The 20,144-nt window shown below is 32.1% G+C and carries 19 protein-coding genes and 1 tRNA gene; 10 read left to right on the top strand and 10 right to left on the bottom strand.

Features of this window, described 5'->3' with window-relative positions:
• Positions 1-52 precede the first annotated feature (52 nt).
• The 8 genes from DG435_RS19685 (at position 53) to DG435_RS19650 (ending at position 8,441) form a co-directional block, all read left to right on the top strand.
• On the top strand, positions 53-3,112 hold the full coding sequence (locus DG435_RS19685; RefSeq protein ID WP_106792273.1) for a gliding motility-associated C-terminal domain-containing protein: 3,060 nt from the start codon (positions 53-55) through the stop codon (positions 3,110-3,112).
• A gap of 52 nt (positions 3,113-3,164) precedes the next feature.
• Complete coding sequence (locus DG435_RS19680) at positions 3,165-4,121, top strand: type IX secretion system membrane protein PorP/SprF (protein WP_106792274.1); 957 nt, start codon at positions 3,165-3,167, stop codon at positions 4,119-4,121.
• Between the two features lie 29 nt (positions 4,122-4,150).
• Complete coding sequence (locus DG435_RS19675; RefSeq protein ID WP_106792275.1) at positions 4,151-6,112, top strand: OmpA family protein; 1,962 nt, start codon at positions 4,151-4,153, stop codon at positions 6,110-6,112.
• A 231-nt stretch (positions 6,113-6,343) separates the two neighbouring features.
• Complete coding sequence (gene idi, locus DG435_RS19670; protein ID WP_234387081.1) at positions 6,344-6,910, top strand: isopentenyl-diphosphate Delta-isomerase; 567 nt, start codon at positions 6,344-6,346, stop codon at positions 6,908-6,910.
• Positions 6,907-7,317 carry a 6-carboxytetrahydropterin synthase gene (locus tag DG435_RS19665; RefSeq protein ID WP_106792276.1) on the top strand — a complete coding sequence of 137 codons (411 nt, stop codon included), beginning with the start codon at positions 6,907-6,909 and terminating at the stop codon, positions 7,315-7,317. Before idi ends, DG435_RS19665 begins: the two co-directional genes overlap by 4 nt.
• Before the next feature lie 3 nt (positions 7,318-7,320).
• Positions 7,321-7,782 (top strand): peroxiredoxin, encoded by a 462-nt coding sequence (locus DG435_RS19660; protein ID WP_106792277.1) that lies wholly within the window; start codon positions 7,321-7,323, stop codon positions 7,780-7,782.
• A 260-nt stretch (positions 7,783-8,042) separates the two neighbouring features.
• Positions 8,043-8,309 carry a hypothetical protein gene (locus DG435_RS19655; RefSeq protein ID WP_106792278.1) on the top strand — a complete coding sequence of 89 codons (267 nt, stop codon included), beginning with the start codon at positions 8,043-8,045 and terminating at the stop codon, positions 8,307-8,309.
• A 58-nt stretch (positions 8,310-8,367) separates the two neighbouring features.
• A tRNA-Thr gene (locus DG435_RS19650) sits at positions 8,368-8,441 on the top strand.
• Between the two features lie 103 nt (positions 8,442-8,544).
• Here the strand turns inward: DG435_RS19650 and DG435_RS19645 are convergent.
• The 7 genes from DG435_RS19645 to DG435_RS19615 all read right to left on the bottom strand — a co-directional run bounded on the left by DG435_RS19645 (position 8,545) and on the right by DG435_RS19615 (position 16,511).
• Entirely contained in the window at positions 8,545-8,760 is a 216-nt protein-coding gene (locus tag DG435_RS19645; RefSeq protein WP_106792279.1) for a hypothetical protein, read from the bottom strand.
• Between the two features lie 369 nt (positions 8,761-9,129).
• Positions 9,130-10,149, bottom strand: coding sequence for a M43 family zinc metalloprotease (locus tag DG435_RS19640; protein WP_106792280.1), 1,020 nt, complete (start codon positions 10,147-10,149; stop codon positions 9,130-9,132).
• A 456-nt stretch (positions 10,150-10,605) separates the two neighbouring features.
• Positions 10,606-11,343 (bottom strand): DUF4369 domain-containing protein, encoded by a 738-nt coding sequence (locus DG435_RS19635; protein WP_106792281.1) that lies wholly within the window; start codon positions 11,341-11,343, stop codon positions 10,606-10,608.
• A gap of 103 nt (positions 11,344-11,446) precedes the next feature.
• On the bottom strand, positions 11,447-12,751 hold the full coding sequence (locus DG435_RS19630; protein WP_106792282.1) for a DUF819 domain-containing protein: 1,305 nt from the start codon (positions 12,749-12,751) through the stop codon (positions 11,447-11,449).
• Between the two features lie 84 nt (positions 12,752-12,835).
• Complete coding sequence (locus DG435_RS19625) at positions 12,836-14,734, bottom strand: peptidase M61 (protein ID WP_106792283.1); 1,899 nt, start codon at positions 14,732-14,734, stop codon at positions 12,836-12,838.
• Between the two features lie 2 nt (positions 14,735-14,736).
• The gene (locus DG435_RS19620) at positions 14,737-15,543 is read right to left on the bottom strand and encodes a Cof-type HAD-IIB family hydrolase (RefSeq protein ID WP_106792284.1); all 807 of its coding nucleotides are present in this window, start codon (positions 15,541-15,543) and stop codon (positions 14,737-14,739) included.
• A gap of 41 nt (positions 15,544-15,584) precedes the next feature.
• Entirely contained in the window at positions 15,585-16,511 is a 927-nt protein-coding gene (locus DG435_RS19615; protein WP_106792285.1) for an alpha/beta hydrolase, read from the bottom strand.
• A gap of 260 nt (positions 16,512-16,771) precedes the next feature.
• On the opposite strand from DG435_RS19615, the gene DG435_RS19610 reads away from it, so the two are divergent.
• Positions 16,772-17,554 carry a S1/P1 nuclease gene (locus tag DG435_RS19610; RefSeq protein ID WP_106792286.1) on the top strand — a complete coding sequence of 261 codons (783 nt, stop codon included), beginning with the start codon at positions 16,772-16,774 and terminating at the stop codon, positions 17,552-17,554.
• An 8-nt stretch (positions 17,555-17,562) separates the two neighbouring features.
• Here DG435_RS19610 and DG435_RS19605 read toward each other — a convergent pair whose 3' ends face one another.
• Positions 17,563-18,420, bottom strand: a complete 858-nt coding sequence (locus DG435_RS19605; protein WP_106792287.1) for an AraC family transcriptional regulator — start codon at positions 18,418-18,420, stop codon at positions 17,563-17,565.
• A 208-nt stretch (positions 18,421-18,628) separates the two neighbouring features.
• Between DG435_RS19605 and DG435_RS19600 the strand changes: the two genes are divergently transcribed.
• Entirely contained in the window at positions 18,629-19,045 is a 417-nt protein-coding gene (locus tag DG435_RS19600) for a hypothetical protein (protein ID WP_106792288.1), read from the top strand.
• Between the two features lie 140 nt (positions 19,046-19,185).
• Here DG435_RS19600 and DG435_RS19595 read toward each other — a convergent pair whose 3' ends face one another.
• Entirely contained in the window at positions 19,186-19,533 is a 348-nt protein-coding gene (locus DG435_RS19595) for a MauE/DoxX family redox-associated membrane protein (protein WP_106792289.1), read from the bottom strand.
• On the bottom strand, positions 19,533-19,994 hold the full coding sequence (locus tag DG435_RS19590) for a hypothetical protein (protein WP_199852661.1): 462 nt from the start codon (positions 19,992-19,994) through the stop codon (positions 19,533-19,535). The genes DG435_RS19595 and DG435_RS19590 overlap by 1 nt, the downstream gene beginning before the upstream one ends.
• Between the last annotated feature and the right edge of the window lie 150 nt (positions 19,995-20,144).

The raw sequence follows: 20,144 nt of genomic DNA, 5'->3' as shown, positions 1-20,144 counted from the left end.
TAAAAATTCATTTCATAGAATTTTTGTAAATGATATTATAAATGTTCGTCATATGAAAAAAATTACTTTTGGGGGAAATTCTGGATCAACATTCAGAATTAAAGTATTTGTATTATTTCTTTTTTTTAGTGCTTCATTTACAGGTGTTACAGCACAATGTCTTGGTAATTCTCAAACTTTTGATTGGAGTCTTTTGACTCCCAATCCATGGGATGAAACAACAATTCTAAACTCTACTTATACGACTTCGGTGTGTTCGGCTCCTGCAACATTAACATTAACGTTACAAGATCCTGATAATGTTTTAAGTACTAGTGGAACAGAAATCGATAATAAACGATATAAAATGGCTATAAGAGATGTAGCTGTAGGAGATCAAATGAGCCTTACTATAGATTTTTCTACGCCTGTTATGATCAATGATTTTAAGGTTGATGATATTGATTATAATGTTACTTTTGATGATAATGTAACTTTTACCGCATCTGTTGGAGGTGTAAATGTTCCTTTAATACTTACTGCAGCTGGAGATATACCTACTTTTACGATTATTGGACAAACGGCCGACGGACAATCAGATAATCCATCGAGTACGAATGATAACGGATCTGTATTGGTTAACTCTAATGGAAATGCAATTGATAAATTAGTGATTTCCTATGCCGCAGGAGTAGCAAGAAGTGGCTTAGATCAAACAATATGGATATCAGAAGATTATAGTATTTGTTGTCCTGTAATTGATTCATGTGACTCTACAATTTCAGGAAATATTGATACAGACGGAGATACTGTTTCAGATATATGTGATAATGATGATGATAACGATGGTATTTTGGATACAGAAGAAGGGATATGTACACCAATACAATCTGGAAATTGGAGTGGTACTGGCTTTAATAATACAACAGTAATTGCTCCAAATTTAATTGTTAGAGCTACTACAAATACAACCACGGCGTTTTCTAATGGAAATTTCAACCCTATAGGTACAGGTTTTTGGTCAGAAAATTTGGCAGGAAATGTTTCATTACAAAGCGATTATAATTGGAATTCAACACTAACTATTAGTTTTGAAGATGCTTTGGGAAATCCTGTAATTGTAGATAATCCAATATTACATTTAGATCGTATAGGATCATTTAGTGGGCCTACCCAAAATTCTGCAGATATTACTCTGCTGGGAGGATTAACATGGAGAAAACTAGGAGGAACGAATGATTTTCATACAACATCAACAACTGCAAGGGATGGAGGAGCAGACTCTTCTTTTTTAGGTATTTATACCAGAGAAAGTAGTATGAATGATGCCGATGGAACTGCTTCTGGTTCTTTACAGATACAAGGAGCGATTTCTTCTTTTACACTCCAATTTATTCAGGTTGGTGGAAGTGGAATAGGATATGATCGTTTAGAATTAATAGTATTTACCTGTAAAAGTACTGATACAGATAATGATGGGATTCCGGATTATCACGATCTAGATAGTGATGGGGATAATTGTAATGATGTTATTGAAGCAGGATTTACAGATGATAATGATAATGGGCTTTTGGGGAATGGTACTTTTGGAGCTGGACTTACCGTTGATGGAAATGGCTTAGTTACCTCGGGAAGTGATGGTTATACCGGGACTAATACTAATGTTATTACCGCTGGAGTTGCTCCGATTATTACTACGCAGCCATCTAATTCTACAATATGCGAAGGAACAGATACTACGTTTACCATATTGACTTCTAATGCAGATACATATCAATGGCAATTATTTAATGGTAGTTCCTGGGATGATTTAACAGATAGTGGTATTTATAGTACTACAACTACCAATACATTAACAATTACAAATGCTTCAGTATCTGATGATGGAAATCGATATCGAGTAATTGCCTCCAGTTCGACATATGCATGTGATTCTAAGATTTCAGCAGAAAGAATACTTACAGTTAATGCTGCTCCAACTATTAACGTGACAAGTGCTCCAACTTGCTCGGCTGATTCAACAACATATTCTCTAGAGGTAACCGTAGACTCGGGTACGGTGACTAGTACTTCGGGGACCGTAAACAATATTTCTGGTAATGTATGGAGTATTGAAGGGATAACCCCAGGAGTAAACATTGATGTTACAGCAACAGCGATTAATGGTTGTAAACGAATACTACCCGTTAATATACCTTTGTCATGCTTGATAGCAAATGATGATACGGTGACTATAGATGGTGATACAGGTGGTAATTCTATCAATGTTGTTAATGACAATGATATTTTAGATGGAAATGGAGTTACACTAGGGGTCGATGTTACGATAACAACAGTTGCAGATCCCAATCCGGGAGATGGTGTTAGCCTAAACCCAAGTACAGGAGAAGTAACAGTTTTACCAAATACTCCACCGGGTGATTATACCATTACCTATACCCTATGTAGTGTAGCGATCCCATTAGCCTGCGATGATGCAGTGATTACAATAACAGTAGTTACTGCTCCAAATGGTACTATAACTGGTCATTTGTATAGTGATTTAAATGATAATAGCACACAGGATATTGGTGAGCCAGACTTAGAAGGAGTGGATGTTAAAATTATCGATGTTAATGGGGTAGAACAAATCGTAGCTACAGATCTAAACGGAGATTATATTGCGAATGTTCCTGTAGGGGCAACTGTAGTAGATATCGACAATACAACACTTCCGTTAGGGAGTTTACAAACAGAAGGAACCGATCCAACAACAGTAACTGTAATAGGAACCGGAATAACGATAGAAGAAAATAATGGATTTGTTGTAATTGCTGATGTTGATGATCAAATTGTTGTATATACCGGGATCTCTCCTAATGGAGATGGTATTAATGATCAGTTTAGAATAGTAGGATTAGATAATTTTCCTAATAATACATTACAGATATTCAATCGTTGGGGAGTTAAGATATTTGAACAGGATCGATATGAACAATCCGGAACTAGATTCTTTGAAGGAATTAGCGAAGGAAGAGCTACAATAGGTAGTAATAAAGAACTGCCAGTAGGGACTTATTTTTATGTTTTAGAATATGAAAACGCTAGTGGAATCAACATGTCCAAAGCTGGTTACTTGTATATAAATAGATAAATGTATCTGGAATATCATATATTTGTTATTCCCTAAATCGAATTAAATACTTATGAATACATCGTCAATAATGTTTCTGCTTGTAGTTTTAGGTTTTGCTACAACTTCTATTTGCGCACAACAAGATGCCCAATATACCCAATACATGTACAATACGATAAGTGTTAATCCTGCTTATGCTGGTAGTCGTGGAGTATTAAGTATTATGGGACTTCATCGTAGTCAATGGGTTGGCTTAGATGGTGCGCCACGTACTCAAACCCTTACTCTTAATACTCCCATAGGAGGTAATGAACGTCTTGGTTTAGGTGTATCTATTGTTAATGATGAGATTGGCCCTACCGATGAAACGTATTTTGATATTGATTTTTCCTATTCTATTCCTACTTCAGAACAAGGAAAACTAAGTTTTGGATTAAAAGCGGGTGGTCATTTGTTAAATGTAGATTTTCAAAAACTAAACCGGTTTAATAGTAATGATGCTTTATTCGAAAACAATATTGATAATAAATTTAGCCCTAATGTAGGAGTTGGAGTCTATTATCATACAGATCGTTTTTATGTGGGACTAAGTGCTCCTAATCTACTAGAAACAGATCATTTTGATGAAAGTACTACAGATGTTAATAGTACGGCAGTGAGTTTTTTGGCAGAAGAGCGAATCAACTATTATTTGATAGCTGGTCATGTTTTTGATTTGAGTGATGATATAAAATTTAAACCTGCTGTTTTAAGCAAACTAGTATTTGGAGCACCATTGCAAGTAGACGTATCTGCAAACTTTTTATTGTATGATCGTTTAACCTTAGGAGCAGCATATCGTTGGAGTGCAGCACTAAGTGGTATGGTAGGTTTTCAGATATCAGACTCAATGATGATTGGATTTGCCTATGATCGAGAAACAACACAGTTAGGACAATCACAATTTAATGATGGAAGTTATGAGGTAATGCTGCGATTTGAACTTTTCAAAAAATATAATAGAATGCTGACACCGCGTTTCTTTTAATTAAGTATTTAAAATGTAATAGTAAAAAAATGGGGAAATATTTACTTAAATCATTATTGATTTTTATGTTGTTGTTTTTCGGAAACAATACTCTTTTATCTCAAGAAAAAAAACTCAAAAAAGCCAAAGAACAATACGACAAGTATCAATACATTGATGCACAGGAAACGTATCTTAAAGTAGCTAGAAAAGGATATAAGAGTGCGGATCTTTTTATGAATCTGGGAGATAGTTATTATTTTAATAGCCAGTTTGAAGAGGCACTAAAATGGTATGAAGAATTAATGAATTCTTATCCTGATCAAGTTGAGCCCGAGTACTACTTTAGATATGCGCAAACCCTAAAAACGGTAGAAAGGTATCAGGATTCTGATACGTACATGCAAAAATTTGCAGCTGCTAATGGAAATGACCAACGTGCAAAATTGTTTTTAGATGGATCTGATTATCTAAAACGTATCGATTTTCAATCAGGTAGATTTGAGATAGAAAATGCCTCAGTGAATTCTTCTTTTGTTGAATTTGGAACCGCTTTTTATGGAAAAAGTATAGTTTTTAGCTCTTCTAGGGATACATTAACATTTAAAAAGGCTATTCATCAATGGAATGGAGAGGCTTTTTTAAATCTTTTTGAAGCAAAATATGATTCTGTAAATAAAAGCTTTTCGAAAATAAGAAGGTTTGATAGAAAAATAAATTCCAAATTTCACGAGTCAACACCTGTTTTTACAAAAGATACACGAACTATCTACTTTACAAGAAATAATTTTGAAGAAGGAAAACTAGGTCGTGATCAAAGAGGAACAAATAAGTTGAAAATATATCGTTCCTATAAAAATCCAGAGGGAGGATGGACAACACCGCAAAATTTACCATTTAATAGTGATGAATATTCTGTAGCACATCCTACACTAAGTAGTGATGAAAAAATACTATATTTTTCATCAGATATGCCTGGAGGAAAAGGACTTTCTGATTTATATGAAGTAGCTATTAATGGAGATGGTAGTTTTGGAGAGCCAAAAAATTTGGGAGATAGAATTAATACAGAAGGAAAAGAGACATTCCCATTTATAGGAGCAGACAATGAGTTATATTTTTCGTCCAATGGACATGTGGGCTTAGGAGGACTAGATGTATACGTAACTAAGATTAATCCGCAAACAGACAAAGAAAAATTAGTAGTTAATGTTGGTAGACCAATTAATGGACCTAAAGATGATTTTGCGTTTATAATTGATGAAAACACCAAGAAAGGATACTTTTCATCCAATCGTGAAGGAGGAAAAGGAAGTGATGATATTTATAGCTTCGTAGAGCTAGAGGATTTAAAAGATTTTTGTGAAACTACAATTGCGGGATTGGTTACTGATAAGGATACTAACGAATTACTGCCAGGAACCAAAGTCTCTATATATGATAGTAATAATAACTTAATACAAAGTTTTGTTATGGGTGATGAGGCTACCTACTCACAACTAGTAGAATGTGAATCCAGTTACTTTGTAAGAGCAGAGAAAGAAGAGTATAACACTCTGGAGAAGCTTGTGAATACATCCGATAAATCTCAAACGATAGATACTCCACTTGCATTAGAAAAGAAAATTAAATCTGCAGATGTAGGAGACGACTTAACAAAGATATTATCGCTTAAGCCAATTTATTTTGATTTTAATGGATATACAATACGTTCTGACGCGAAAGTAGAACTGGCAAAAGTAATTGAAGTGATGAATCAATATACTGATATGAAACTAGAAATAAGATCACATACAGATAGTCATGGAGAAGATCAGTATAACTTGTATTTGTCTGAAAAAAGAGCTGAAGCTACAGTAAATTATATGATCAATAATGGTATATCTGCAGATCGCTTAACAGGAAAAGGATATGGAGAAACGCAATTGGTTAATGACTGTGGTAATGAATCGAATTGTAAAAAAGATAAACACCAATTAAATAGACGAAGCGAATTTATCATCATTAAATAATTTTTATAACGATAAATTCTGTACATATATAAAAGACGCCTCATACTGTTGAGGCGTTTTTTATTGAAAAAATTCTGTTTTTGAAAAACTACAGGATAATAAGCTCAAAATAAATATTAAAACCAATTCTGAGATATGGTAGATTTTTTGCTTTACTATTTTAAAATTTTATAGTAAAGTTTTCACTAAGAACAGATACAGCTAAATTAACATCTATAAACAAGATGGATTATGAATTACTCTTATGATTTTGTAATTTTGGAGCAATTAAAAGCAATGAAAGAAGAAGAAAAAGTTATCCTGGTTAACGAAAATGACGAGCAAATCGGGTTGATGCCTAAACTAGAAGCACATCAAAAAGCTGTATTGCATAGAGCCTTTTCGGTATTTATTATTAATAGTAAAAACGAATTAATGCTTCAGCAAAGGGCGCTTCATAAATACCATTCACCTGGTTTATGGACTAATACATGTTGTAGTCACCAAAGAGAAGGAGAAACTAATGTAGAAGCAGGAATACGAAGATTACAAGAAGAAATGGGGTTTACCACCTCATTAAAAGATTCTGTTTCGTTTATATATAAAGCTCCTTTTGATAATGGACTTACAGAACATGAGTACGATCATGTATTATTAGGAGAGTATGAAGAAGATCCCGTCATTAATACTGAAGAAGTAGTCGATTGGAAATGGATGCCTATAGAAGCTGTTAAACATGATATAGTAGTACATCCCGAACAATACACAGAATGGTTTAAAATCATTTTTGAAAAATTTTATTCACACATAACCTTATGAGGATTAAAGCCTGTAGAAAAGCTCATTTTAATGCAGCACATCGATTGTATAGAAAGGATTGGAGTGATGAAAAAAACCTTCAAATATTTGGCAAGTGTAGCAATCCAAAATATCACGGTCATAATTATGAACTTATTGTGGCTGTAATAGGAGAGACTGACCCAGAAACAGGTTTTTTGATGGATCTTAAGATTTTAAAAGAGTACATTAAAACAGAAGTCGAAGACTATATGGATCATAAAAATCTTAACGAAGAGGTTGAAGAGTTTGAGAGTTTAAATCCTACTGTAGAAAATATAGCCTTTGTAATATGGAATAGATTGCGTAAAAAGATAACTTCACAATACGATATTGAAGTTACACTATATGAAACACCTCGCAATTTTGTAATCTATAAAGGAGAATAGGGTATGGGGTTGCAAGTAGGTGATGAGATTCCCGAATTTATCGCTACTAATGATAAAGGAGAACAATTTTTGAGTTCTGATATTATCGGAAAAAAAAATCTGATACTTTATTTTTATCCTAAAAACTTTACTCCTGGTTGTACAAAAGAAGCCTGCAGCTTTAGAGATAGTTATGTAGACTTTGTAAACATGGGCGTAGAAGTGATAGGTATAAGTGCTGATAGTGTAAAATCACATGCGAGGTTTAAAAGTAAATATGCACTTCCCTTTATGTTCTTGTCTGATCCTAAAGGTGAATTACGAAATCTTTTTGGCGTGAAATCAGAGTTATTGGGATTACTACCAGGAAGAGAAACCTATGTGATAGATGAAAAAGGAATCATACAACTAAAATTTAATAGTATGAAAGCTTCAGAACATTTAGGTAAAGCAATAGAAAAAATAAAAGAAATGGCAAATAAGTAACAAGCTCTTTCTTAAAATGAACTCGTCTCGACTTTTTTGATTCAACCGAAAAATAAGATTTTTTTGTACAAGAGAAGGCTTTTTAGCGTTGCATAGCATCGCTACGGAACAATGAAAAGGCAATTTTGAGTAAAAAAAGACATTTTTATAAGAAATTATAAAAAGTCGAGACGAGTTCAATAAAAATTTGGGAAGGAGTTCGTCTTTTACATACTCATTATTGAATTGAAAACACTAATTTTGCACAAAACAAATTAGATATGGCAAATAAGAGAGACCTTAAAAAAGATATAAATTACGTTTTAGGAGATATTATAGAAGAAGTTTATATGTGGGAATTAGAAAATCCTGGTAAAGATGGTAAATCTGGAGAAGCAATCATTGATGAAGCAATTACATCTTTTGATGGATTTATGGCTAGGGCTAATGAACGAAAACTTGAAAACCCTAAAAAACATTTCAAATCTCTTCGTGAGGATTTAGAAAAAACGGCTAAGGCTTTGGTTAAAAAAGTAAATGCATTGTAATTTTCTTTAAAAAATATTTGTAAAAACGGTTGTAGAAATTATATTTGCAACCGTTTTTGCCGATATAGCTCAGCTGGCTAGAGCAGCTGATTTGTAATCAGCAGGTCGTGGGTTCGAGTCCCTCTATCGGCTCTTAAAAAAAAGTCCTAAACTTATGTTTAGGACTTTTCTTTTTCTAAATAGAGAATGAATTCAAAATGTCTTAAAAAAGAACGAATTATTCTGTTTAAAAAATCTAGATACAGCAACCGTTTGATGGATGATAAGAGCATCCAGGAATATAAGTAGCACCACAACTAGGGTTGTTTAATGCTACATGAGAAGTTGTACAGCATCGTAATGCAGGATTACAACATTTTCGAAGTACTGGAATACGACCACCGTTTATTCCTTTTTGTTCACTTTTTTTAAGACTTTTTGTTCCTTCTAAATTTAAGATGGTTTTTAACATGATGTTTAGGTTTTAAGTTTCATTACTAAATTAAGGAAAATACATATCGATGATATACGGTAATACCTCAATTAACATTTTGTGATAGTGGCAGGGTAATTATAAATCAAAATGGTAACAAGGTTAGATGAATATTATTTTTTCATTGATGCTCTTAACCATTTTTTTGTTTGCTTTCTTGGTAAAAAAGAATGAGAACCTTTTTTTGAATCTTTTAAAAAAGACAAAAAAACTCATTTTAGTCTTAATTATGAACATCTGATTTATGTATCAAAAAAACCTGTGAAGCTAGCTAGCTTCACAGGTTAAATATAAATTATCTAAAAATTGTCAATATATTTTGAATCCTTTTAAAATATATTCTTTCTGTTATTCTATCATACCCGCTCTAGGGCCTCCAGGGGCTAAGGTAGCTCTCATTCTGGTAACTTGCCCCTTAGTAAAGATGGTTAGGCATTCATCATGTGCATAGCTCATTAAATTCATGGTCATATCCAAAGATCCACAAGTATTTCTGTTGGGTATTCCTTCGCAAAGGAATTCGCCCCTCCTTGGGTTCGGTTCTGTCATTTTTGGGGTATCAGCTACATGGTCATCATCTCCAGAACCACAAGAACCTAGGAACGGATGATCTAAATTGAAATAATGACCCATTTCATGAACCAATGTTTTTCCTTGATTATAATCGCTAAGATTTCTTGGATTTATCCCAAAGTATCTATAATCGATTAATATCCCATCATATTTTTTTGAAGGAGCCATGCCTGGTTTATAAGCACTACCAGCGTAGTGTATATTACATACCCATATATTCACATACTTGTTTGGTTTGAAAGCATCAATACCATCTGTTGCAGAGTCTTTCATTTCGTCATTAAATACTCTCCAACTCTTTTTTACCGTTGTACGCTGGATTTTTTTTAAAACAAATTTTATTCTTGGATTTCCTCTTAATTTTGCAAATTGGTTTGGCAGATTATTAATTCTAGGACCTTTTTGGGTAAAGAATCTATTGAGAGTATTTAACTGCCCTATGATTTGACTACGTTCAATTGTATGCCAGTCATCTTGCCAACTTGATTCTTTTATTGGCTTAATAATGTTAAATACTACAGGTATGGTTATGATATTATTCTTAGATTTTTTGAATTCATCAGAGTTTATGATTTCTGCAATTTTGTCATTAGATTGCTGAATTATACTTTTTAGTTGTGGGTTTTTCTTTAGAGCTATTTTCTGTATTTCATCAACAGTACAGTATGTTTTTTTAGTTTGTTCTTGCTCGATCCTAGATTCGTTTATATCTTTTTCTTCAATTTGCTCTTCTGAACAAGAACTAAAGAATACTGCAAAAAATAGAAATGCCAAATAAAGAAAGTTACTTTTCATGAGTTTGTGTTTTTTTAAGTTAGTATTGATGCTAAGCTAAGAAAGGATATTAAGAAAAACTGTGATCGATGTCTCAATGGGACGTTGATCACAGTTCTTAAGATTTTTAGTTATTCGTATTTCTTTCTTATATTGGTTAGATTATTAACCTTTACATATATATCATGAAAAAAGTAGATATTAAGTCGTTAAAACTTAACAAAAAATCTATTTCTAAATTGGGTTTAACTCATATTAAAGGAGGGAGAGCAACTGACGATTGCGATTTTGAATCTTTTATGCGTACATGTCCTAAAAAATGTTGGCCATAAAACTTAGCGAACTTCGGTTCGCTTTTCTTTTTTTATGATTTCAAATTTTTGTGGAATTTACTTAATAGTTCTTGTATCGAAAACTTATGGCTTTAAGAATCAAAAAACACTTTAAATATTAGAAAATCTGCAGAATTTTAAAAAGTTATTCTTCTATATTAACCTTTACTTCTGCTTCTTTGGCTTTGCGATCATCAATATACTTAATCAATTGTTTTCCGTATAAAGATTTTTTTACTTTAGGACTTAAAGATCTGGCAACGGTATCCAAAAATTTTATGTTAGCATCAAAAACTTCATTAAGTGTGATATAAGGAGCAACTTCTAGCTTTCTATTTGTTACAGCAAAATTAATAGTATATAGATATTTTTGGCGCATTAAATTTTTGTATGCTTTATCATTTTCAATGAGTTTTTCATCATCTTTTTGCTTACTGGCTTCAAAATCTTCTTTAATGATTCTAAGATTTCTTTCATTGAATCGTTTAAGCATTTTTTTGTATTCAGTATACTTCTCTTGATTTTTTCCACCTTTTATTTTTACATCATTTTCAAAATCAAGTAAATTAGTGGTTATAGTAATCTCTCCTGGTTCTACAAAAAAGTCGATACGATCATTATATTGTTTTCCGTCGTTTTTGTCAAGGTATAGGTAATGAATTTCAGGTTCTTTAACCTCAGATGTAAGTACAAATTCAGAATTACCATCAATACTTACAGAATCCACATTCACCAATAGAGTATCCTGTATTCTTTGTAAGTATACTTTTCCTTTTTTTAATCCTTTGATGTTACCTATTACTGTTACATTCCCTTTCTTAGTAGGTGAACTGCAATTTGTTAATAATACAGTTAAAAATAATAGAATAGAAAAATACTTCATGTACTGATTTTTGTTTTTTAGTAGGGCCACAAAGATGCGAGTTTTATTTTAAATGAAACAAAAAAATAGAATCTAATGGTTAAAAACGTGCTCTCTTTTTTTATTAGCTTCCAGAAGCTATTTGCATAAGAATAGTACATAAAAGAGCTCCATATGTTCCTACAACATATCCAAAAACGGCAAGAAGTACACCTACTGTTGCCAGTGAAGGATGAAATGCTGCTGCAACTACCGGTGCAGATGCTGCTCCTCCGATATTAGCTTTACTGCCTACGGCAAGAAAAAAGTAAGGAGCTTTGATCAATTTTGCTACTCCTATAAGAAGCAAAACATGTATGGCCATCCAAACAAGTCCGATGGCGATAAGTCCAGGGTTTTCAAAAATCTTACCAATATCCATTTTCATTCCTATGGTAGCTACCAGGATATAGATAAAAACACTTCCTAGTTTACTAGCTCCAGCTCCTTCATATTGCTTGACTTTGGTATATGATAACAGAATTCCAATTGCAGTAGCAATGGTAATCATCCAGAAAAACTTAGAAGTAAACGAAGATAATGCAGAACTCTTATCGTTAAAGATTTCAAAATTATCAGATAATAGACTAGAAATTCCTGCTGCTCCCCAATGTGCAATTCCCACTACGGTGAATGCAATAGAAAGCATAATGATATAATCAGATAGAGTAGGGGTTCGGGTTATGCTTTCTGCATAACTGGATACTTTTTGTTTTAAGGCTTCGATGGCGCTATTATCAGCTTTTAACCAACGATCGATTTTATCACTCTTACCAATACCCAATAATAGTATGGCCATCCATATATTGGCAACAACAATATCCACCAATACCATTCCCCCATATTTTTCGGGATTATATTGATAAATTTCTAGCATAGCAGCTTGATTTGCTCCTCCACCAATCCAACTACCAGCTAAGGTGGATAAACCTCTCCAAATGGCATCAAAACCAGCTCCGCCAACAGTTTCTGGTGAAACGAGAGAAATAAGTAGGATTGCAATAGGACCACCAATAATGACACCAAGGGTTCCTGTTAAAAACATAATTAACGCCTTTGGACCTAAATTAAAAATACTTTTGAGATCGATGCTTAATGTCATTAATACCAAAGAAGCAGGAAGTAAAAATCTACTGGCAACATAATATACATTAGAAGATTTCTTTACTAATACCCCTTCTGCATCTAGTTCTTTCCATTCTGGAGAAATGATTCCTAACGAGTTGAATATTGCAGGTAATAAATAACAAAGTAGTAATGCAGGAACAAATTTATAGAAGGTTTTCCAGAAATTATTACGAATAGAAGATGTATAAAAAACTAACCCTAAACAAAGCATTAAAATTCCAAAAACTATGGTGTCATCTGTAAAAAAAGGAACGTTCTCCATTATTAATTATTTAGTTTTAAAAAAGATATCTCGCAAAATACATTTAATTTGAAGAAGCCAAAAATGATATCAAAATAGAAGTTTCTAGTCATTAATCCATTTTTTTAGTAACATCTTTTGTTGTTCTGAAATCTTTGGATCTTGTTCTAAAATTATTTTCTCTACAGTAGGTTTGGTTACATTGGATTTAAGCGTCATAATCTCGTTATTACGCTTAATTCTAAATGTAATTTCATCTCCTATTTTCCATTTATTAGAATCACCAAACAGATCGTATATATTATTAAGATTATATTCTTTTTTGTTAATACTTAGTAAAACATCTCCTTCTAAAATCCCAAGTTCTTTTAGAAAGCTATTAAATGGGATGTCTGATGTGAAAATAACTTCTTTGGTAACTTCTGAACCTGTTACAAAAGGGTCTTGTTTAAAAATAAAATAAGAAGAAGGTGCATTCTTTATTCCATAAAGTACTCCGGCTTTATTAAGATAAAATTCATAATCAATAGGAGTGTTGTTCATAACATGTGTTTGTAAAAAAGCACTCACCTCTGGATATGAATCTTCTTCTATTGCGTTAATAAGTTCTTTATCATCAAAAGGGACATCAATACCATATCGAACCGATAAATTTTTGATAAGATCAAGCAGTCCATAAACTCCGTCACTTTTTTCGCGCATTATAATATCCAGACACATAGAGATTAATGCTCCTTTTTCATAAACATTTCTGTAGCTATTACGATAAGGATCAACCAAAATGTTTTTACTCATAGTTGTAAAAGCTATAGAATCATCAAACGAGGAAGATGCTTCAATCTTACCAACGATTCGTTCAAAAAATTCATCTTTAGTAATAAGTCCTTGTGTAATTTGAAATAGCATTGAGAAATACTCTGTAGTACCTTCGTATAACCACAAATGCTCAGACATTTTTGGACTGTTATAATCAAAATTGTGAATTTCTTTAGAATGGATGGTTAATGGTGTTACAATATGAAAAAACTCATGAGAAACAACATCGATAAGTGCTTCATTAAGTTTTTCATGAGATAGTGATTCTGGCAATACCACTACCGTAGAGGTATTATGCTCTAAAGCTCCAAAACCATGTGCGTCATCCGATTTTGCAGAAGAAAGGTAAAGTAATATGCTATACTTTTTTGTAGAATTAATATTGCCCAGAAAATCCTTTTGTGCTCTAATCATGCGTTCCATCTGAGGCATTATTCTTGCTGCTTTGTGAGTTTTGTTTTTAGAATAAACACTTAGAAGTACTTCTATGTCATTGACTTTAAAGCTTGCTTTATCCGGAATAGAGTACATAATTGGATTATCTACTACATCGGCATATCTTTTAAACGCAAAATAATCGATATCGTTTTTAGAAGTATTTGTTGCGTTGTCAAAAAGTATTTCCTCGATAGAAGCCGAAGCTTCCAGAGAAGAAGGATGTTTAATAAATAATTTGTATTTATTTTCTTCCATCCCACCAAAATAACCTACAAACGCGTATAGATTTAGAATGTAATTTTTATCTTTTATAATATTAGACCCTGTTGGAGAGAAAACATCGTGAGAACTTTCAGAATCAAAAGTGTCATTTACCCAATATGTAATTTTATCTAATTGTTTGGCATCGCTTATTTTCCAACGATTGTCACCATATTTTTGAACATAAATAGAATTGCTCTCGTGATCAAATGCTTTAAGATCGTCAATATATTTTCCAAAGCTGTTATTTTGATAAGTACCGGGGACAATTTTTGGTAAGTAGTAACTTATTGTGTCCGAATTCAAGTTATCGATTTGGATTTCTACTTTTACTTTATCGTCTTTTACATTAACAAGATCAATAGAAGCGCGTATAGTAGATACGTTTTTTGATGTAACAGGATGTTGTGTGGTTTTGCAACCAGTAGCCAGATTAAATATAGCAAATGCAAATACTAGGTTTTTTATGGTATGAATCGTTCTTTGCACAGTTATAAAATGTTTTTTTGAATATACGTTGCTACTCCGTTTTCTTTTCCCGAAAGCGTAATAACATTTGCTACTTGTAACGTTTCTGGTTTTGCATTTGCTACAGCTACACCAGTTCCTACTGCTTGGAGCATTGCAATATCATTATAATTATCTCCAAATGCAACTGCTTCAGAAATAGGAATCTTAAAATAAGAGTCAAGCAGAATTTCTATAGCTGTTAACTTTGAAATACTTTTATGAGCAATCTCTATATATGTTGGTTTAGAACGGTATAAATGAAGAGTGTCTTTGAAACTATCTTCTAAAAAAGCATAAGCTTGATCTATATAGGATTCTTCACCCATACACATAATCTTATGGGCCCCTTTGTTATCAGTTTTCCATTCTTGTATCACATGTTGAGTTGGTTTTACCACCGGATTCACTTTGGTGTTATTTGCTTCTCGATTTGCCCAAAAATCCATCTCGGGAACAAACCAATCATTATTGTGATATAAACTTATATGAAATTTTTGATGTTTATTAAAATTACTTAATTCTTCTATAATATCTGGAGATATAAAAGTAGAATGAACAGGTTTTTGATCTATCAAAATTAACCCTCCATTATAGCATATCATTGGTTGGTCTTTTATATCTAGCTCTTCCTGCAAATGATTCATAGCATCTGGCATTCTGGAAGAGATTAAAACTACAGGTATAGTGTTCTTAACTCTCCTGATTTCTGAAATCGTAAGTTCAGAAAGCTCTCTTTCAGAATTTAATAGCGTTCCATCAATATCAGAGAATATAATGCGATGTGGCATTAGGTGTATTGGATTAGGGTTATATAATTTTTTAAAATAAACTATTGATTCACAAAGTTAGTAATCCCGGTCAGAACTTCGGGCATTATTTTTCTATAGGGTTCATTATATGATTTGTGATTTTCTAGTCGACCTCCTTTAATTTCTTTTAAAATATGATTCATATCCATAACAAATAGATATTCGGCTTGTGGTATAATCTCTTTAAATTTTTCTGCTTGTACCAATTCTACCTGGATATCTTTATCACCGTAAATTATAAGAACTGGCATTTCTAATTTTAAAATTTCCTCAGAAGGATTATATTTTACCCAGGAACTCATAAATGGTTGTAAATTATATCTAAAAATAGATTCTAGTGCTGGATCATAATTGGTAGCTCTACCATTTTCTTTTAATTGTTTAAAAGCAACAGAAGCGCTTTTATCCAAACCAGGAGCTTGCTTTGCAATTTGTTCTATAATTACCTGATCTATTGATATTGCATTTCCTGTGATAGAAATAAAACCATCTGCTCTCCCCTTGGCAGCAATCATACCAACTAGAGAACCTTGACCATGACCAGCAATAATGACTTTTTTGTATTTTCCGTTTTTATTGAAATAATCTACTATTGATATCGCATCTTCAATGTAATGATCTAAAGAAATTTCATGTTCCTTAATACCTAAACCATCCATCTTAAAAAGCCTTTTGTCATAACGATAGGTTGCAATGCCTTCTTTTGCAAGCTCATAGGATAGCTGCTTAAAAGTATCATTTTTAGACATTCGATCATTACCATCTCTATTAATCGCTCCGGCATCCATTATAAAAATAACCAAAGGAACATTATCTTCAGAATAAGGCGTTACCAGAGAACCTTCTATATATCTATTGATTTTAACCACTGCAGAGTTAAATTCTTTTTTTTGAGCAAAATTCAATGCAGAAATCAAGATCATAAATAAATAAAGTTTACTCTTCATAGTAGCGTAGGGTTTGTTTATATAGCAAATAAAAAAATGAATAATAATCAAATTGATATTGGCTAAACGTTTAATATGAATTGAATTGTGTTTGATAAGTAAACACTAGATACATAAACAGCTAAAACGACAAATTTGAAAGCATATTTTGATTTGAGACAATTACTATTTGTTATTTTTAATATTATTTATGTGTAATTAATCATTTTTAACGAATCACTAACATACCCTTTTTTATCTTTGCTTCAAAATATATATAAATGAAACTTCAATATAAATGGCTACTTGTTTTATTCATAATTTCTTTATCTGGATTTTCTGCAGATTATGATTGGGGAAAAACAGGGCATAGAGCTACGGGTGAGATTGCAGATTCATATCTGACTAAGAAAGCAAAACGTAATATTGCAAGACTTCTTAACGGTCAAAGCCTTGCCTTGATTTCTACATTTGCTGATGAAATTAAAAGTGACAAAAAATATAGAGGTTATAGCCCCTGGCATTATGTTAATTTTCCATTTGATAAGAAATATGGGGAAGAAAAACCTAGTGAATATGGTGACTTGGTAAAAGGAATAAATACATGTATATCGGTATTAAAAGATGAAAAATCATCTAAAGAAGATGTTGTATTTCATCTTAAAATGCTAGTGCATTTTGTTGGGGATTTACATCAACCACTTCATGTAGGAAGGGGAGAGGATAAAGGAGGAAATGATATCCAGGTACGTTGGTTTAGAGATGGATCTAATTTGCATAGAGTTTGGGATAGTGATATGATAGATTATTATGGGATGAGCTATACAGAGTTGTCTATAAACAAGACAAATTTATCTAATGATGAGGTTAAAACGATTCAAAACGGTGGTATAGTAGACTGGATACACGAATCTCAAAAGCTTGCACAACAGGTTTATGGATCAGCAAATGTAGGTGAAAAACTTGGCTATAAATATATGTATGATTATTTTCCTATAGTACGCTCTCAATTACAAAAAGGAGGAATACGACTGGCCAAAATATTAAATGAAATTTTTGGATAATACTACTATTAACTAATAGAAATCTCATTACGGTATTGTTTGGGAGACATCGAAAAATGCTTTTTAAAAGTTTTGGTAAGGTGACTCTCATCTGTATATCCCAATTGATATGCAATTTCTGCAATAGTAAATTCGGTGTGTTGTAAGCGATACTCTACCAATTTCATTTTGTACTTTGTAACGTATTGATGTATAGATTCTCCTGTTTTTCTCTTAAAATATGTGCTAATTGAACTCTGAGACATATTAAACTTATTTGCCAAAAAATTAATCTTGGTAAGATCATTGTCATAAACATGTTGTCTAATATGACTCAAGATCGAATCTATTTTATTGTGAGAAACAAGCATGTTTTTTTGATGTGAATTATATTTTTCAGAGATATTACGAACTATTATACTTAGGATAGTACTTATCGCATTAGAAATGATTTCTTGATAATATACTTTCTCATTTTTAAATTCTTCTAAGACAACATTATGAATGTCCCAAATAATACTTCGATCTTCTTCATGAGAAATTACATCTCCTGGTATAATATTGGGTTGGTGTAATAATTGCTCAATACGTTGTAACCAATATTTCCTGTCAGGAAGATTGACTTTACTAGAAAATAAAAGTTCTGTGAACTTGAAATAAGTAAAATTAGTGCGTTTTTCAATTTCGAAGTGATGAGTATCTTCTGGTGCAAGTAAAAAGATATTGTTTTCTTTATAAGGAAACCGTATATCATTAATGGTGTGATATCCATTTCCTTTTTCAATAAAAATGATTTCAAAATAATTATGATTATGAGGTTCCGCTTCCCATTCATCAATAGCATATTGATTTACTACAAAAGTCTCATTCAAGGTATAACGGTTCATAAACAATTCTTTAACATTTTAAAGTTACAAAAATAAAATCAATAAAACAGTAATTCTTTTATACAAGTATTTTTGGGTAGATCCTTTTGATTGTATTGATATCTAATTGGTTACGTCATTTTTTGTACAAGTTATATACAAAATTATACAAGTACCAGAACGAAGGTAAGATTTAAATTTGCCGCTCAAAATTACACACAAATCTATCATGAAAATTAGAATTTATTTATATCATCTCACCAGATTGGTATTTGGGGTGTTGCTGGTGTTGTACGGTACTTATAATGTAATTAGGTATTCTGAGTTTTTAGAGAGGCTAGACATATATTTTGGTAATGCTGGAGTATTTAATATAGCTTATATAGAAGCCCTTGCTCCATTAGTACCTTTTGAAGAATTTGTATTAGGAATGTTTTTGATTTTAAAGATTTTCGTTAGGAAGGCTTTAATCGCTATCATCATACTATTTACTTTTTTTACTTTGTTTTTAGTTGATGCAGATTGCTTGCTTTTCGCATTTGCCCATCTTGTTTTTTGTGGTATTGCTATAGTATTGCTAAAGAAAGATAATTATGATATGAACTCTATAAACTATGATAAAGATTCATATCAAGTCATGTCATAAAATATAAAAAAAATAGCTGCCTCTTTGCAGAGAGGTTTTTTTCATAAGTTAATTTTGTTTGTTGTTAAAAGCGCCCTTGCAGTGATGTAGGGGCTTTTTTTGATGAAGTATCGATCACATTTTGAAGTGAATAAAAAAAATTAAAGATAAAGATATGTCCAATAGATCAAACCGAATTGGAGTAACAATCTAGTAACTAAAACGAATTTCGGAAAATTTAAACTAGCTTTTTTATGTACAAGCATATGTATATGAACCGGAAAAAATAGAATAAGCATAAAAATTATACTCCATGCAGAAAATGTTCTGGTTGGTGTAAATAACAGACCAAGACTCACAAAAATTTCTGCAATACCGCTTAAATATACCAATAGCTTATGGTAAGGAATATACAATGGCATTACTCTCATGAATGCCTTAGGACGGATTAGATGAAAAACTCCTGCAATACCAAAAATGAATGATAAAATATATAAATGCCAACTCATTAAATCTCAGTAGTTTTCTCTTTTCCAGCTTTGCTTAGTGCATGATTTTTGTTGCCACCCATCATTCTAATAAAACTTATCTTTCTAAAACGCAGAGCATTCCAATCTGTGTTGATAGAAACTTGATTTATGGCTTCGAGGTTATAATCCCCAAGTACTCCCCAACCGTAATCTCTATTAATTTCTGAAGTATATTTTTTAGAACTTTTTTTGGGGTATGCAAACCAAAGTATTGCATCTCCTACTAGTTTTGGATATACGGTTTCTATACGATTTTCTATTTGTTTCTTTTCAGTAACAAATATAATGGCAAAATCAACTTCTGATACCTGAATCAAGGATTCTTTAACATTTACACCTTTAAGGCAATCAAGGTCTTCACAAAACCCTTCGGGTTCATTAAGAATCAATATCTCATCTAGTGAGAACGGTAATTGTAATTTTTTGAAGAGTGGTGTCATGAGAATAAATTTTAGAACAAAACTTGTGTCTTTTAAAGATACAAAAAAAACCTGTCATTTTATATGTAAGATGTTTTGGAAGTTGATAAATATCAGTTCTTTATGTAGATTTAGTTACTCATAATTATTATTTATTACAGAACAATAAAA

This window comes from Aquimarina sp. Aq78 (assembly GCF_900299525.1).
In the GTDB taxonomy this organism is placed as follows: domain Bacteria; phylum Bacteroidota; class Bacteroidia; order Flavobacteriales; family Flavobacteriaceae; genus Aquimarina.
This window is presented reverse-complemented; position numbering and strand designations above follow the sequence as displayed.